The following is a 15,529-nucleotide window of genomic DNA, read 5'->3' on the forward strand; positions in this document are numbered from 1 at the left end:
TCCATTTGCGACGCCGGGAACTGCAAACTCCCTAGCGTCGGACGATTGACCTCAAGAGCCTCAATGCTACCGACAGTGAGGCCATGTCATCGGCCTCGAGGGCGTTCACCTCGTCGAACATCGACTTGGCCCGGCCCAACTGCTCGACATTCTGGCCTTCCCAGGCTGCCAGCCGTTCCTCAGACGGCATGTCCGGCGGTGTCGTCGCCAGGACCGCCGTCGTCATGTCCGAGACGGTGGAGTACAGGTCGTCGCGGAGGGCCGCACGGGCCAGGGCCTGCCAGCGGTCCTTACGGGGCAGCTTGGTGATGCGCTCGAGCAGCGAATCGGCGTGGAACCGGTTGAAGACCGAGTAGTAGACGTGCGCGATGTTCTCCACCGGCTCGGGGCTGAGCTGCACGATCTTGGCAATGTCCAGCAGCACGAAGCTTTCAAACAGCTCCGCCCAGCGGTGCGCCAGATCCTCTGGAAGCTCCCAGCTCCGGGCCTTCTCGAGCCAATGCATCACCCGCTCGCGGTCGTCGCCGCGCAGGTAGTCCAGCAGCCGGGCCCGCATCGGGTCCATCAGCGGCTTGAATTCGGCCACGATTTCGGCGATCGGGCGGCCGGCGTTGCCCTGGCTCAGGACCCAGCGGACCGCGCGGTCCAGCAGCCGGCGGATGTCCAGGTGGACGGTGCTCCAGTGCTCGGTCGGGAACGACGCCGGGAGTGCGTTGAGCTCGGCCACCATGATGTTCAGCTCGTAGACCTCGCGGAGGGCGACAAAGGCCTTGGCGACCGCGGCTTCGGTGGCGGACGTTTCCTCCATGGCGCGGAACGCGAACGTGATGCCGCCCATGTTGATCATGTCGTTCGCGACCACTGTCGCGATGATTTCGCGGCGCAGCGGGTGGGTGTCCAGGTCCGCGTCGAACCGTTCGCGCAACTGCTTCGGGAAGTAAGCCCGGAGGGTCTCGCGGAACCACGGGTCCACCGCGAGGTCGCTGTCCCGCAGCGCGGCGGCGAGTTCGATTTTGGCGTAGGCGGCCAGCACGGAGAGTTCCGGCGAGGTCAGCCCTTGGCCCTGCTCAAGGCGTTCGCGCAGCGTCTCGGTGGTGGGCAGCGCCTCGAGCTCGCGCTTGAGGTCGGCGGATTTCTCGAGCCAATCCATCAGCCGCTCGTAGCTGGGGCTCCATTCGGCGACGCGCATCCGGTCGTTAAGCAGCAGGATGTTCTGGTCGATGTTGTCCTCGAGCACCAGCCGGCCGACTTCCTCCGTCATCGAACCGAGGAACTCCGCGCGCTCCGCGGGGGCCAGCTTGCCGGCGGCCACCATGCGATCCACGAAGATCTTGATGTTGACCTCGTGGTCGGAGCAGTCCACGCCCGCAGAGTTGTCAATGGCGTCAGTGTTCAGGATGACGCCCTGCAACGCTGCCTCGATGCGCCCGCGCTGGGTCATGCCCAGGTTGCCGCCCTCGCCGACCACCTTGACGCGCAGTTCACGGCCGTCGACGCGGATGGCGTCGTTGGCTTTGTCCCCGACCGCGGCGTTGGTTTCAGTGCTCGCCTTGACGTAGGTGCCGATCCCGCCGTTGTAGAGCAGGTCGGCCGGGGCGAGGAGGATCGCACGGAGCAGTTCCGGCGGGCTGAGCCGCGTGGTGCCTTCCGGCAGCCCGAGGGCGGCCCGGACCTGCGCGGAGACCGGAATGGACTTGCTCTGGCGGCCGAAGACGCCGCCGCCTTCGCTGATCAGTGACTTGTCGTAGTCGTCCCAGGAGGAGCGTGGCAGGTCGAAGAGCCGCTGCCGTTCCGTGAAGGACGCCGCCTCGTCCGGGTTCGGGTCCAGGAAGATATGCCGGTGGTCGAAGGCCGCAAGCAGCCGGATGTGCCGGGACAGCAGCATACCGTTGCCGAAGACGTCGCCGGACATGTCGCCGACGCCGACGACGGTGAACGGCTCGGCCTGCGTGTCCAGGTCGAGTTCACTGAAGTGCCGCTTGACGGATTCCCAGGCGCCGCGGGCGGTGATGCCCATCGCTTTGTGGTCGTAGCCGACGGAGCCGCCGGACGCGAACGCGTCGCCGAGCCAGAAGCCGTAATCGGCCGAGAGGCCGTTGGCGATGTCGGAGAAGGAGGCCGTTCCCTTGTCCGCGGCGACGACGAGGTAGGAATCGTCGCCGTCGTGCCGCACGACGTCGACTGGCGGCACCAGCGTTTCGCCGTCCGCAGTCGTGACGAGGTTGTCGGTGATGTCCAGCAGGCCACGGATGAAGGTCTTGTAGCTTTCAACCCCTTCGGCCATCCAGGCGCTGCGGTCCACGGAGGGATCCGGCAACTGCTTGGCGTAGAAGCCGCCCTTGGCGCCGGTGGGCACGATCACGGCATTCTTGACTGTCTGTGCCTTGACCAGGCCGAGGATTTCAGTGCGGAAATCCTCGCGGCGGTCCGACCAGCGCAGTCCGCCGCGGGCGACCTTGCCGAAACGCAGGTGCACGCCCTCGACCCGGGGCGCGTAGACCCAGATCTCGTACATCGGCCGCGGGAACGGCAGGCCGTCAATCCCGGAGGGGTCCAGTTTGAAGCTGACGTGCGTCTTGTTCTGGTAGAAGTTGGTCCGGAGCGTAGCCTGGATCAGGTTCTTGAAGGTGCGCAGGACGCGGTCGGCGTCGAGCGTGGCGACCTGTTCGATGGCCGCATCCAGGCCGGTCCGGACCTCGTCCTGTCGCTGTTCGCGTCCGGTGGCATCCAGCGCGGGGTCGAAGCGGGCGGCGAAGAGCGCGGTCAGCCCGCGGGTCACGTCGGGGTTGGCCAGCAGGGTATCCGCCATGAACTCAAAGGAGTTGGTGTTGCCCATCTGCCGCATGTACTTGGCGTAGGCGCGCAACACGACCACCTGGCGCCACTGCATGCCTTCACGCAGCACGAGCCGGTCGAAGCTGTCCGATTCCACCGCACGGGACACGGCCGCACCGAAGGCCTCAGCCAGCAGGGTACCGGTGCGCTCCGGGTCCACCCCGGCCGGGTACTTCAGGCCGAGATCGTAAAGGAAGAAGTCGCGGTGGTCGGCTGTCCCGATCTCGAAGGGGCGTTCGTCCAGGACCTCGAGACCGAGGTTGTGGAAGTACGGCAGGATCTGGCTCAGGCTCTTGGGTTCGAGCATGTACAGCTTGACGCGGGCGTCTTCTTCGAGCGTCGCGCCGGCGCCCTCGGGCAGGTAGACGTGCACGCCGGGCCGCTCACCGCCGGCGCGCTCGGCGGCGCCGTACTTCTCGAAGCGGGCGATGTCCTCGAGCGCGTCCTCGACTTCGTAGTCGACGCGGTAACTGGCGGGGAAGGCATCGGACCACACAGCGGCGAGGTCTTTGGCGCCGTTCTCGCCGTCGGCGCCGGCCCGGGCGCGCAGGACCTCGGTGATGCCCTCGCTCCAGGAGCGGGCGGCGCGGACCAGACGCTTCTCGACGTCTTCGGTGTTGACGTGGCTGACGTCGGCGTCCTTGGGGAGCCGGATCCGGAAGAACAGCCGGGCGAGGGCGGACTCGGTCATCCGGGCCTCGTAGTCGATGGAGACCGCGTCGAAGGTCTGCCGCAGTTCCTGCTCGATGCGCAGCCGGACGTTGGTGGTGTACCGGTCGCGGGGAAGGTAGACGAGGGCGGACATGAAGCGGCCGTAGATATCCGGCCGCAGGAACAGCCTGGTCCGGCGGCGTTCCTGCAGCCGCTGGATGCCGGTGGCGATGGCGGCGAGGTCGGGGACCTCGATCTGGAATAGCTCATCGCGCGGGTAGGTCTCAAGGATACCGAGCAGGTCCTTGCCGGAGTGCGAGTCCGGCGGGAAGCCGGCACCGCGCAGCACGGCGTCGACCTTTTCGCGGACCACCGGGATGTCCCGGACCGAGCCGGCGTAGGCAGTCGTGGCGAACAGGCCGATGAAGCGCCGTTCGCCGTTGACGTTGCCGGCAGCGTCGAAACTCTTGACGCCGATGTAGTCCAGGTACGCCGAGCGGTGCACCGTGGAGCGCGAGTTGGCTTTGGTAATCACCAGGGCCCGCTTTTCGCGGGCCTTCTTCCGGCCGGTCTCGGTCAGGTGCTGGATCTGGTGGCGGGTGTCGGCGCTGTCGCGCAGCAGGCCGAGGCCGCTGTCTTCCCGAAGTTCCAGCACGTCCTCGCCTGAGTCGTTGCGCAGGTCGTATTCGCGGTAACCGAGGAAGGTGTAGTTCCCGTCGTCCAGCCAGCGGAGCAGGTCCTGGGCCTGGCGGAGTTCAGCGATCTGGGCGGCATTGGCCACCCTCTCGAGGTCCGCGGAAATCTCGTGCGCCTTGTTGCGCATCTTGGGCCAGTCCTCGACCGCGGCGCGGACGTCGCCGAGCACCCGGGAAATGCCGTCGACCAGCTGCTGCCGCTTTGCGTCGTCGACCGGGTCGATCTCGACCGCGATCCAGGACTCCATGTGCGAGGCGTTGTCGCCGTCGGCGATGAGATGCGAGAGCTTCGGCATCGCCGCCGTGTCACCACTGGAGATCCCCAGGTGCGAGGGCACCCGTGCGACCTTGACCAGCTGTCCGGTCTCCCGGTTGCGCGTGACGACAAAGAGGGGGTGCATCACGAGGCGGATCGGGGACTTCTGCCGGACGAGTTCGGCATTGACGGAGTCCACCAGGAACGGCATGTCGTCCGTGACGATGTACACGACGCTGGACTCGGCCTCATCGGCGATCAGAATGTTGGCGACGCCGGGCTGCCGCTGGGCGGCCGCCCGCAAGTGCGCCTGCGACCGTGCCGTGAGGACATCCCCGCCGTAGGCGCGGGCATCCTCCTCGGCGAGGTGTTCGTAGTAGTCCCCGAAGTACCCTTCGCTGGCACCGACCGAAACGGGCTGATCCTCCACGCTGGACCCAGACGACATCGACAAACGCCTCCATCAAGAAGTTCATGGCCGCACCGTTGCGGCCCTCATGGCGAGCCTAGCCGTTTGCCCGGCGACCTGCTGTGGGAGAAAGGACAGAGGATCTTCGATTTCGTTGGGCAGGTGCACAAACAAGTCCGGCGATTGCCTTGCGGAGGGCCGATTCGGGGGCGCACTCCAGCAACAGCGAGCCGGCCAGGAGGGCGTCATCACAGGCAGCCGGGTCGGACGGGAGGAACGATTCCAGCGGGACGGTCGGGCCGTAGCGAGCCCAGGCGTCGCGGAGCTGGCGTTCCGGGGAACGTCCGACGGCAGCGGCCCGCACCTTGTTCAGAATCACGTGCGGGGTTGCCCGCGGGACGGCGGCGTTCAGCTCGGCCAGGCCGCGCACCAGCCGTGGCACCCCGACCGCGTCGGCGGCGCCGATGGCAAACACGGTGTCCGCCACTTCCAGGCTGCGGAGGGTCGCGGCGTTCCGGCGCGGCGCCATCGAGTCGAAGCTGAGCTCTTCGTCGGCCTCCAGACAGAACCCGGCGTCGATCACCGTGACCTCGGCGATCTCGCGGGCCCGTTCGTAGACCAGCGAGAGGGCAGCTGCGCGCAGTTCGGTCCAGCGGTCGGCCCGGGTGATGCCGGTAAGGACCCGGAAGGATCCGCCCCGGGTGCCCACCGGGACCGCGATCCTCAGCAACGCCGTCCCGTCCAGCACACCCTGGTCGGCCAAGCGACAGGCCTGTGCGAGTCCGGCAGCCTCGTCCAGCAGCCCCAGCACCGCGGCCACGCTGGCGCCGTAGCTGTCGGCGTCGACCAGCAGGACCGATTTGCCCTCCGCTGCCAGCTCGCCGGCGATGTTGGCGGCCAGCAGGGTCCTGCCGGGCGACCCGGCCGGGCCCCAGACGGCGATAATCCTGCCGGTGTCCGGCTGCCCGGTCCCGCCGCCTGCGGCCGCGCCCCCGGTGGCGGGGTTGCCGTCGGTCGCGCGCACGCGCTCCGGGTCCTGCGTCCGGGGTTGTGTGCGGCGCGCCACGGAATGGTCCGCGAAGGCAGTCGCGCCTTGCCCCGGGCCAGCGCCGCTGAGCTGGGCCACGGCACCGGTGATCAGGGCGGCGAGGGCGGCGGCCTCCACCCCGGAGATCTCCGCGGTCACGCCGATTCCCTGCAGCCTGGCTGCTTCCTCGGGGCTGTCGGTCAGCGCCACCACGGCGACCCCGACGGCGGACAGCCTGTCCACCAGTGAGGCCGTCAGCTCACCGCTGCCCTCCGCGACGACGGCGGCCCGGGCCAGCCCGGTCTGGCAGGCAGCCAGGAGCTCGGCCAGCTCAGCGCAGCGCCGGACCACGGACACCGGACCATGAAGCCGCTCCAGTCCGCCGACCAGGTCGTCGCGGGTGCTGCCCACCGTCACCACCGGGATGCCCATCAGGGCGCTCCGCCCGGATTCCAGACGACGGAGATTTTTGCCTTGTTGGCCTGCGCCCCCAGGAGTTTCGGCATCTGCCCGTCGGGGACGAGAACCATTACGACGGTGGAACGCTGAGCCCCCAGTGCGGTGGTCCCCGGCGTGAGCTGGGCGATCTCGGCGCCCTTGAGCAGCAGGGTGGGTTCGCTGAAGCCGTTCCGGGTGTCCGGTTGCGCCACCCAGATATCCACCCGGGACCCTGCCACCGCCTGCGGCGGGAGCGCCTCGTCGATCGTGACGGCGACCGGTTTGCGGTTCAGTGCATCCAACTGGCCAAGGCTTTCCCGCGGGACGAGCTGATCTTTGCCGATGCGTTGGACGGCGACCAGTCCCGTGGCCACATCGGCCTCCGGCGTGAGGTAGTACTGCTCGACGTCGCCGAGCCGGACCCTGACCCGGTGCAATTTGTCCGTGGTCAGCTTTTCGCCGACGGCGATCGGCCCGCTGGCGGCGTAGGCTTCCGTGGTCTGGTCCGCCGCGGCGACGAGCGAGACGACGCCCACCACGGAAGCCAGCACGAGCAAGATGCCCACGAGCAGCCGCGGATCCTTCCAGGAAGGCTTCTTCAACCGGGCGCCGCCGCCGGCCACTGTGCTCACAGTCATGCGTCCTGCCCCCCCCTGTAGTCGCGGCCCGGGCTGCGGGCGCCGGACACCCCTATTCTCACGAATTGGCGAGCCGTAGAAAAGGACCTGAAGCAAACAACACTAATTTGTGGATAACAGCCCCAAACGGTGCCACCGGTGGCAAAATGGTGCCATGCCACGATTCCTGACCCTTGCCGACGTTGCCGAGCAGCTCCAGATCAACTCGCCCGCCGCCTACGCCCTGGTCCGGAGCGGTCAACTCAAGGCCATCCAGGTTGGCGGAAGAGGCCAGTGGCGGGTCGAGGAGACCATGCTGGAGCAGTACATCCAGGAGCGTTACGCCGAAGCAAGCCGCATGATCGACGAGGCCAAGGCCAAGGGGCGCTAAACCACTAGCTTTCGGCGCTGCGGACCGACCTCAACCCGGCCAACGCGGCAAAGGGGATAGTTGCGACTCCGCTGACATTGGCCGGCCGGCGTTCCTCGCCCGGCCGGGTGACGGCCAGGTCCAGAAAGTCCCGGCCGACCCGGTCGATGACTCCGTACAGCACTGATTCCCCCGCGGCGCCCCGCCACACCAACACGGTCACGCTGGCGCGGTCACGGGCCAGTCCGCGCAGGGCGCTGGCGAGTCCGAGCCGCTGCCGGACTGACGGTCCTGTGCCTACAGCCAGCCTGGACAGGCCCGAATAACGTACGGCGGCTGTGTAAGGAATCAGCACCTGGTGACGCTCCTCATCGAGGACCAGACACTGGCTGCCGGCGTGACTCAGGGTTCCTTCGTACACCGTTCCGGATCCGAGGTGGACACCGATCCGGAGCCCGACCGAGCCTCGCAACCTGTCGGCCAACTCCACCGCGGCGGCGTCCACGCGCGCCCGCTCGTCGATTTCTACGTCCAGGTCGAGGCGCTCCCCGGCGGCAAGTTGCGCCTCCAGGTCTGCAAACAGGTCGTCCCATCGCATGGCGCCAGCGTAGGCGTGCCCGTCGGGCCGGTCAATCCACATCACCCCGGAGCCTCTAGACAAACATACCCGGAAAGGGACAAACTCTTTTTAAAGACGTCAAACTGCATCAAACAGCATCAAAGGAGGTTTTTGTGGCTATCAGGAACTTTTCCGGCACCGGGTCCCGGCGGAGACTGGGTGCAGACGCATCCTTGGCCCTGGTCATCCTGCTGCTGGGGGCCTTCCTAGCCGTGTCGGGAGCCCAGCTTGCGCAGCGCCTGCAGGCTTCCGCGGCGCGGCGCCAGTCCGTCTCTTTCGAGGACCACATCGGCGTGGTGGCCAACACCGCCGGCCTCATCGTCGTCGTCTGGTGGGCGCTGTCTTTCCTGATTGCCCTTGTGTCCGCTGTCCTCGAACGCGGCGGCAGCCGCCGGGCCGCGGCTGCGGCGGGGAAATTCAGCCCGGCGTTCATGCGCCGGCTGGCGCTGGCCGCGCTCGGCCTGCAACTGGCCGCGGCCCCGCTGGCACACGCCGCGCCCGGCCCCGGCGGTCCGGGCGCTCCTCCCCCACCCGCGGTGGCCGCGGCTTGGACCCCCACCGGCGGCGCGCCGGGCGGCACCACTTCCGCAGCCGTTCCCGCACCGATGACCCTTCGTGCCCTGGAACCACCCGACCCCAGGCCCGGGCCCGGGAGCCTTGGACCGGATCCGCATTGGACGCCGGCGCCGCCACCGGTAGCTCCCGGCAGCCTCGCCGCCGGTCCGCTGCGGGCACAGGAACCCGCGCCGGGCATGGTCGAGAAGACCGTCCGGGCCGGGGATTCGCTCTGGAGTATCTGTGCCGCGGAGCTGGGACCGCTGGCATCCGATGTGGATATCGCTCGGGCGTGGCCGCGGCTCTATCAGGCCAACCGCGAGGTCATCGGCGGCGACCCCGGACTACTGCTCCCCGGCCAGGTCCTCAGGATGCCGTTCGCCCCCTAACCACAGCGCCCCGAACCRCCCGCAACAGCCCACGAGAGCAAAGGAAGCCCCATGAACCCCATTACCGGTATCCGCGCAGGCACCGCTGTCCCGCGGCCGCCGGCGTCGGCCGATCACCGCGCAGTCCCCTTTCCCTCCGCCGGCGGACCGGCCCCGGTCCTGCGGCTCGTGGACCAGGACCGCGAGGTGTGCGCCATTTGCCGGTCAACTGTGCAGGCCGCCGTTGAGGTCCTCGCCGGAACCCGTCCCGCCCAGCAGCTCGCCCGCCGCCTCGACGAGCGCTGCCTGGCCGCGCTGCAGCACCGGGCCGCGCTGACACGTCGTGTCGCCTCCGGCACATCACCGACGGCGGGCCGGCTGCACCGGAATCCCGCGGTCCGGTCGGTCCGCGCCAGCCGGGTCTCCGAGGACGTTTACGAGGCCAGCGCCGTGGTTTCGGACGAACTCCGCGTCCGGGCGGTTGCGCTCCGGCTGGAGCGCAACCGCCTCGTATGGCGCGTCACCGTACTCGAAATCGGCTGAAGTCCAGGCCGAACAACCAGAAAGGAGGGCGACGAGAAAGAGGCAGGGCCGGAACTTTCGTTCCGGCCCTGCCTCCGGCTGCCTCCGCGCGGAGGCTGCCCTAGCGGCGCTTCTTCTTCGCTGCGCGTCGCGGCGGCTCCTGCGCCGCTGCCTTCGCCGGGTTGCCGGAGCGCCCGGAAGACTTGGCCTCGACGCGGGTCCTGGCCGCACCGTCCTCGCCGGGAGCGGTGTACTGCAGCTGGGCCGGCTTCTCCGGGGCCTCCAGGCCGGCAGCGTGGATCTGCGGTTCCTGGTGTTCCGTGTGCTGTCCCTCGGCGTCGGCCACTACAACGTCCTGCGCTGGGGTCACCTCGACCTCCAGGTTGAACAGGAAACCGACGCTCTCCTCCCGGATCGCCTCCATCATGGCCTGGAACATGATGAACCCCTCGCGCTGGTACTCGACCAGGGGATCGCGCTGGGCCATCGCCCGCAGGCCGATGCCTTCCTTCAGGTAGTCCATCTCGTAGAGGTGTTCCTGCCACTTGCGGCCGATCACGGAGAGGACCACACGGCGTTCCAGCTCACGCATGCTTTCGGAGCCGATGACCTCCTCGCGGGCCTGGTAGACCAGCCGGGCGTCGGAGAGGATCTCTTCCTTCAGGAACTCGACCGTAATCCGCGACTTGCCGCCCGCCTCGTCGATCACGTCGCGCGGCGAGAAGCTCACCGGGTACAGGGTCTTCAGGTTGGTCCAGAGCAGGTTGAAGTCCCAGTCGTCGCCGGTCCCTTCGGCCGTCGCCTCGTCGATGAACGCGGTGATCGTGTCCTCAAGGAAGAACTGGACCTTCTCGTGCAGGTCATCACCTTCGAGGATGCGGCGGCGGTCGCCGTAGATGGCCTCGCGCTGGCGGTTCAGGACGTCGTCGTACTTGAGGACGTTCTTGCGCTGTTCGGCGTTGCGGCCCTCCACCTGGCCTTGGGCCGAGGCGATGGCTCGCGAGACGAGCTTCGATTCGAGGGCAACGTCGTCCGGCACGGAACTGTTCATGAGCCGCTCGGCCGCGCCGGAGTTGAACAGGCGCATCAGGTCATCGGTGAGCGACAGGTAGAAGCGGGACTCGCCGGGGTCGCCCTGGCGCCCGGACCGGCCGCGCAACTGGTTGTCGATCCGGCGGGACTCGTGCCGCTCGGTGCCGAGTACGTAGAGGCCGCCGAGGTTCAGGACTTCCTCATGCTCGTCTTTGACCGCCTGTTTCGCGGCCTCGAAGGCGGCCGGCCACGCGGCCTCGTATTCCTCGGAGTTCTCCTCCGGGTCCAGTCCGCGCTGGGCGAGTTCGGCGACGGCGGTGAACTCGGCGTTGCCGCCCAGCATGATGTCGGTACCGCGGCCGGCCATGTTGGTCGCGACCGTGACGGCGCCCTTGCGGCCGGCCTGCGCCACAATGGACGCTTCACGAGCGTGGTTCTTGGCGTTCAGCACCTCGTGGCGGACACCCTCCTTGGCCAGCAGCCGGGACAGGTATTCACTCTTTTCGACGCTGGTGGTGCCGACCAGGACGGGCTGGCCCTTTTCGTGCCGTTCGGCGATGTCCTTGACGACGGCATCGAACTTGACGGCCTCGTTCTTGTAGACGAGGTCGGCCTGGTCAATCCTGGTCATGTCCCGGTTGGTGGGGATCGCGAYGACGCCGAGCTTGTAAGTGCTCATAAATTCGGCGGCTTCGGTTTCGGCGGTGCCGGTCATGCCCGCAAGCTTGTCGTACATGCGGAAGTAGTTCTGCAGCGTGACTGTGGCGAGGGTCTGGTTCTCAGCCTTGATCTCGACGCCTTCTTTGGCTTCGATCGCCTGGTGCATGCCCTCGTTGTAGCGCCGGCCGGCGAGGATACGGCCGGTGTGCTCGTCGACGATCAGCACTTCGCCGTCGAGGATGACGTAGTCCTTGTCCCGCTTGAACAGTTCCTTCGCCTTGATGGCGTTGTTGAGGAAGCCGATCAACGGGGTGTTCGCGGACTCGTAGAGATTGTGGATGCCGAGGTAGTCCTCGACCTTTTCAATGCCGGCCTCGAGGACGCCGACGGTGCGCTTCTTCTCATCGACTTCGTAGTCGGTGTCCGGCTGCAGCCGCAGCACGACCTTGGCGAATTCGCTGTACCAGCGGTTCGTGTCGCCCTGCGCCGGGCCGGAAATGATCAGCGGGGTGCGGGCCTCGTCGATGAGGATGGAGTCCACTTCGTCGACGATGGCGAAGTTGTGGCCGCGCTGGACCAATTCGGACTTGTCCCACGCCATGTTGTCGCGCAGGTAGTCGAAGCCGAATTCGTTGTTGGTGCCGTAGGTGATGTCCGAGGCGTACTGTTCGCGGCGGACAGCGGGGTCCTGGTTGGAGAGGATGCAGCCGCTGCTCAGACCGAGGAAGCGGTAGACGCGGCCCATCAGGTCCGACTGGTACTCGGCGAGGTAGTCGTTCACGGTGATGACGTGCACGCCGTTGCCGGCGAGGGCGTTGAGGTAGGCCGGCGCGGTGGCCACCAGGGTCTTGCCTTCACCGGTCTTCATTTCGGCGATGTTGCCCAGGTGCAGGGCTGCGCCGCCCATCAGCTGGACGTCGAAGTGGCGCATCCCGAGCGTGCGTGACGATGCCTCACGAACCGCGGCGAAGGCCTCCGGGAGCAGGTCGTCGAGCTTTTCGCCGTCGACGTGGCGGGCACGCAGCCGGTCGGTCTCTTCGCGCAGCTCGGCGTCGGTGAAGGTCTGGAAGGAGCTTTCCAGGGCATTAATGGAATCGGCGTAGTTCCGCAGTTGCCGCAGGGTCTTTTTGTCACCCGTGCGGAGAAGTTTTTCAATCAGTGATGCCACGTGAAATTGCTCCCAGTCTCAAGCTGCCGAATTCCGGCGTGTTTAGTCTACGGGAGAGACGCAGGGCGGGACGCGCCTGTTCCCTCAGAGCGGATGCAGCCCGGCCACGGCCTGCGCGAGCGCCGGCGCCAGGTCCCCTACGGGGGCGACGACGATCCGGTCCAGCTCCAACCACTCTGCCATGAGCTGCAGCTCCTCGGCGAGTTCGACGGCGGTGTCGTCCGGCGCGCCGGGCTCGGCGTGGCTGGCCCGGGCGAGCAGATTGCCCGTCGCGCGGTCCGCTTTCAGGTCCACACGGGCCACGATGCCGTCACGCAACAGGAAGGGCAGCACGTAATAGCCGTAGCGGCGTTTGGCCTCGGGCGTATAAATTTCGAGGCGGTAGTGGAAGCCGAACAGCTCCTCCAGCCTGCGGCGTTCGAAGACGAGGGAGTCGAAGGGGCTCAGCAGCGCGCGGCCGCGGGCGGCGCGCGGCAGACCTGCGTCGGCGTGCCGGTACAACGGCCGGTTCCAGCCGTCCACCGTCACCGGTTCCAGCCGTCCGGCGTCCACGAGCTGTTCCACCGCGACGGCGGCGGCGCGCAGCGGGGACCGGAAATAGTCCGCGAAACACCGCAGGGTGCCAATCCCGTGGGCCTGCGCCGCGGCGTCGATCAGCCGGACCATGGCGGCCATGGGGTCCGGTTCGCGGCCGCCGGCGGGCGGCACGTGCTCAGGGTCCGTCGGCCCGGCCGCCCCCGGCGCAAGGACCTTGGCGGTCAGTGTGTAGCGGCGTTCAAAAGATTCGGTCCGCGACGCCGCCGAGACAAGACCCTGCTCGAAGAGGTGTTCCAGGACCCGTTTGACCGCGTTCCAGTTCCAGCCCCAGTTGTCCGTGCGCCGGTCCTCGACGTGGCCCAGCCGGGCCGTGAGCTCGGTGGCGGTCATCGGCCGTCCGGCGGCCAGCGCTGCCAGCACTCGCTGCGCCACCTCGGTGCGCAGCTCGGGATCCATGGCGTGGGCTCCGACCCACTTGCGGCTCTGCCACAGCACGAGGTCCGGGAAGTGCTCGGGCCTGATGAAACTGGCCTCATGCGCCCAGTACTCCATCATTCGGCGCGGATGCGTCGCCGCCATCCGGTGCAGGATGGAGCGGTCGTAGTTGCCGAGCCTGGAGAAGAACGGCAGGAAGTGGCTCCGGGCGAGCACGTTGACCGAATCGATCTGGACCAGATGCAGACGGGCAAAGGTCCGGCCCACCGCCCGTGCGCTCACGGGTGCGGCGGGCCGGACCTTGTCCAATCCCTGGGCTGCCAGTGCGATCCGCCGCGCCTGCTTGAGGCTCAGCGATGCGGGCACATCATTCCCTTCGTAGGGTGGCCGCCTGCTCAGGTGCGGGCGGGCTCATCTTCTGAACGATAGGCGATGACTTTCTCTTCCAGCGGAGCCTCGCCCGGTTCGCAGGTCTGGTCCAGGCTGATCACACCGTAAGTCCAGCCTTCGCGGCGGTAGACCACCGACGGGGCCTTCGTATCCTTGTCCACGAACAGGTAAAAGTCGTGGCCCACGAGTTCCATGTTGTCGACGGCGTCATCAAGGGACAAGGACGACGCCGGGAAGACCTTCCGGCGGATCAGCACGGGCGAGTCCCCGGCCGGAATATCGTTGTCCACCTCGTACGCGGATTTCTCGGCCGGCTGGGACTCCGGCTGGCGGCTCGCTTCCTCGTAGAGCGGCTCGTTGGCGCTGGCGGGTTCCAGGGTGGCCGTCGCCTCGGTGACGGATTTCGGGGTGTGCCGGCCGTGGTGAACCTTCTTGCGGTCCTTGGCACGGCGCAGCCGTTCAAGAAGCTTGTTGTAGGCCAGATCAAATGCGGCGAATTTGTCTGCGGCGCTGGCTTCGGCGCGAATCACTGGGCCTCGCCCCAGGACGGTCAACTCAACAGTGAGCATCTCCGCAGTCTGCCGGGCCTTGGTCTCCTTGGAAACCTTTGCGTCCACTCTCTGGACCTTGTCCCCCAGGGACGCGATCTTTGAGATCTTTTCGTCGGCGTATTCGCGGAAGCGGTCCGAAACCGTCAAATTACGACCGCTGATCATGAACTCCATGGTGCCCTCCAAATGACTTCGGTGACACGACGGCGGCACGTCCGGGGGCTGATCTGACTGACAGTCGAGCCCCTTTCCGAGCCGCTATCGACAGGTACATCTGTTCTTGGTACCCATCTTCGACGTTAGTTCATAGCCCCCTGTTATTCATCCTTTTTTGGTTTATTTTTTTCCCGTTCACTTGGCTTCCGCGCCAGTCCGGGCATCGCCGCGGCAAAGTCGTACTGGGCGGGCGGGCGTGTCGCCGCGAGCACCACGGCGCCTCGCACAACGCCTCCCGCAGCGCGCACCGCGCGTGCCGCTTCGGCCAGCGTGGCACCTGTGGTGAGCACATCGTCCACGACGATGCAGGCCCTGCTAGCCAGCCCCGTGGGACGCATTCCGCGCTTGATGTTCATTGAGCCGCGGACCCGCCGGGCCCTCGCGGCGCGTCCCAGTCCCTTTTGACCACCGGGCCAGCCCGCCAGAGCCATGGCCCGGCCCGCCAGAGGCGTGGCCCGGCCCGCCGTCGCCCGGGAACGGCCCGGAGGGCCAACCGGCGCCGGCCGTACCTTGCGGAGCACGTCAGCGACGGCGGTGCCCCTCAGGGCCGGGCTACGCTTGGCACGGGACAGCAGCAGGTGGACCGGGCTGAAGCCGCGGCGCCGAAAAGCGGCTCCGCTGCTGGGAACGGGGACCAGTAGTATCCCCGACGCCGGACCTGCGGCGGCCCCGACGGCCAGGGCCAGCGCCTTGGCCAGTTCCTCGGCCAGTTGGCGCTGGCCGTGCCGCTTGAAGGAAAGCAGGGCCTGCGCCAGCTCGCCCCGGTAGACCCCTGCCGCCACGACCGGAAGCAGGACGGACCCGTCCATGTCCACCAGGGCGGGTGCCCTCCCCTCGGCCCGGAACGGCCTGCGGGTCAGCAGGCGGATCCGGTGCGCGCAGGCGGCACAGAGCGTCCTGTCCTCCGCACCGCAGCAAACGCAGGCCACCGGCAGCGCGAGTGCCAGCAACTCCCCGGCGGCGGACTCCGCCCGCTCGGCGATCCGCGCCAGCCGGCCGGCGTAGTCACCGCGGTGTTTGGCGAGCGGCGGTGCCGGAGTGAGGTCCGGGTCACTGACCCGGTCCTTCCCATCGGTTGGGGCACGGCGGGGGGCATGGTGCCGTCGCTGGTTCACCCTTCAAGGCTGGGCCCCGCGTCCCCCGCCGGGAAGCCGGCCGCGCCGCTGTGTGGATAACCT

The 15,529-nt window shown here is 67.8% G+C and carries 11 protein-coding genes; 3 read left to right on the forward strand and 8 right to left on the reverse strand.

Features of this window, described 5'->3' with window-relative positions:
- Positions 1-31: 31 nt before the first annotated feature.
- From AC1DGI_RS05525 to AC1DGI_RS05535, 3 genes are read right to left on the reverse strand one after another with little or no spacing between them, the layout of a single operon-like run.
- Positions 32-4,885, reverse strand: a complete 4,854-nt coding sequence (locus AC1DGI_RS05525) for an NAD-glutamate dehydrogenase (RefSeq protein WP_476898044.1) — start codon at positions 4,883-4,885, stop codon at positions 32-34.
- Positions 4,886-4,943: 58 nt separating this feature from the next.
- Complete coding sequence (locus AC1DGI_RS05530) at positions 4,944-6,305, reverse strand: CpaE/TadZ family protein (RefSeq protein ID WP_476898045.1); 1,362 nt, start codon at positions 6,303-6,305, stop codon at positions 4,944-4,946.
- The gene (locus AC1DGI_RS05535) at positions 6,305-6,949 is read right to left on the reverse strand and encodes a hypothetical protein (RefSeq protein WP_476898046.1); all 645 of its coding nucleotides are present in this window, start codon (positions 6,947-6,949) and stop codon (positions 6,305-6,307) included. Before AC1DGI_RS05535 ends, AC1DGI_RS05530 begins: the two co-directional genes overlap by 1 nt.
- 154 nt (positions 6,950-7,103) lie before the next feature.
- Here AC1DGI_RS05535 and AC1DGI_RS05540 point away from each other — a divergent pair, with 154 nt between their 5' ends.
- Entirely contained in the window at positions 7,104-7,319 is a 216-nt protein-coding gene (locus tag AC1DGI_RS05540; protein WP_441402321.1) for a helix-turn-helix domain-containing protein, read from the forward strand.
- 4 nt (positions 7,320-7,323) lie between these two features.
- Here AC1DGI_RS05540 and AC1DGI_RS05545 read toward each other — a convergent pair whose 3' ends face one another.
- A complete protein-coding gene (locus AC1DGI_RS05545) occupies positions 7,324-7,896 on the reverse strand; it encodes a hypothetical protein (RefSeq protein WP_476898047.1) in 573 nt (190 codons plus the stop codon).
- A 134-nt stretch (positions 7,897-8,030) separates the two neighbouring features.
- Between AC1DGI_RS05545 and AC1DGI_RS05550 the strand changes: the two genes are divergently transcribed.
- Both AC1DGI_RS05550 and AC1DGI_RS05555 read left to right on the forward strand, forming a co-directional pair.
- The gene (locus AC1DGI_RS05550; RefSeq protein ID WP_476898048.1) at positions 8,031-8,861 is read left to right on the forward strand and encodes a LysM peptidoglycan-binding domain-containing protein; all 831 of its coding nucleotides are present in this window, start codon (positions 8,031-8,033) and stop codon (positions 8,859-8,861) included.
- 51 nt (positions 8,862-8,912) lie between these two features.
- The gene (locus AC1DGI_RS05555) at positions 8,913-9,383 is read left to right on the forward strand and encodes an Rv3235 family protein (RefSeq protein WP_476898049.1); all 471 of its coding nucleotides are present in this window, start codon (positions 8,913-8,915) and stop codon (positions 9,381-9,383) included.
- Between the two features lie 100 nt (positions 9,384-9,483).
- Here the strand turns inward: AC1DGI_RS05555 and secA are convergent, their stop codons facing one another.
- The 4 genes from secA to AC1DGI_RS05575 form a co-directional block, all read right to left on the reverse strand.
- Entirely contained in the window at positions 9,484-12,222 is a 2,739-nt protein-coding gene (gene secA, locus AC1DGI_RS05560; protein ID WP_476898050.1) for a preprotein translocase subunit SecA, read from the reverse strand.
- Between the two features lie 84 nt (positions 12,223-12,306).
- Positions 12,307-13,560 (reverse strand): winged helix-turn-helix domain-containing protein, encoded by a 1,254-nt coding sequence (locus tag AC1DGI_RS05565; protein ID WP_476898051.1) that lies wholly within the window; start codon positions 13,558-13,560, stop codon positions 12,307-12,309.
- A gap of 29 nt (positions 13,561-13,589) precedes the next feature.
- On the reverse strand, positions 13,590-14,309 hold the full coding sequence (hpf, locus tag AC1DGI_RS05570) for a ribosome hibernation-promoting factor, HPF/YfiA family (protein WP_441402358.1): 720 nt from the start codon (positions 14,307-14,309) through the stop codon (positions 13,590-13,592).
- 143 nt (positions 14,310-14,452) lie between these two features.
- Complete coding sequence (locus tag AC1DGI_RS05575) at positions 14,453-15,466, reverse strand: ComF family protein (RefSeq protein ID WP_476898052.1); 1,014 nt, start codon at positions 15,464-15,466, stop codon at positions 14,453-14,455.
- Positions 15,467-15,529 lie beyond the last annotated feature (63 nt).

The organism is Arthrobacter sp. 05N428_2 (assembly GCF_056397065.1).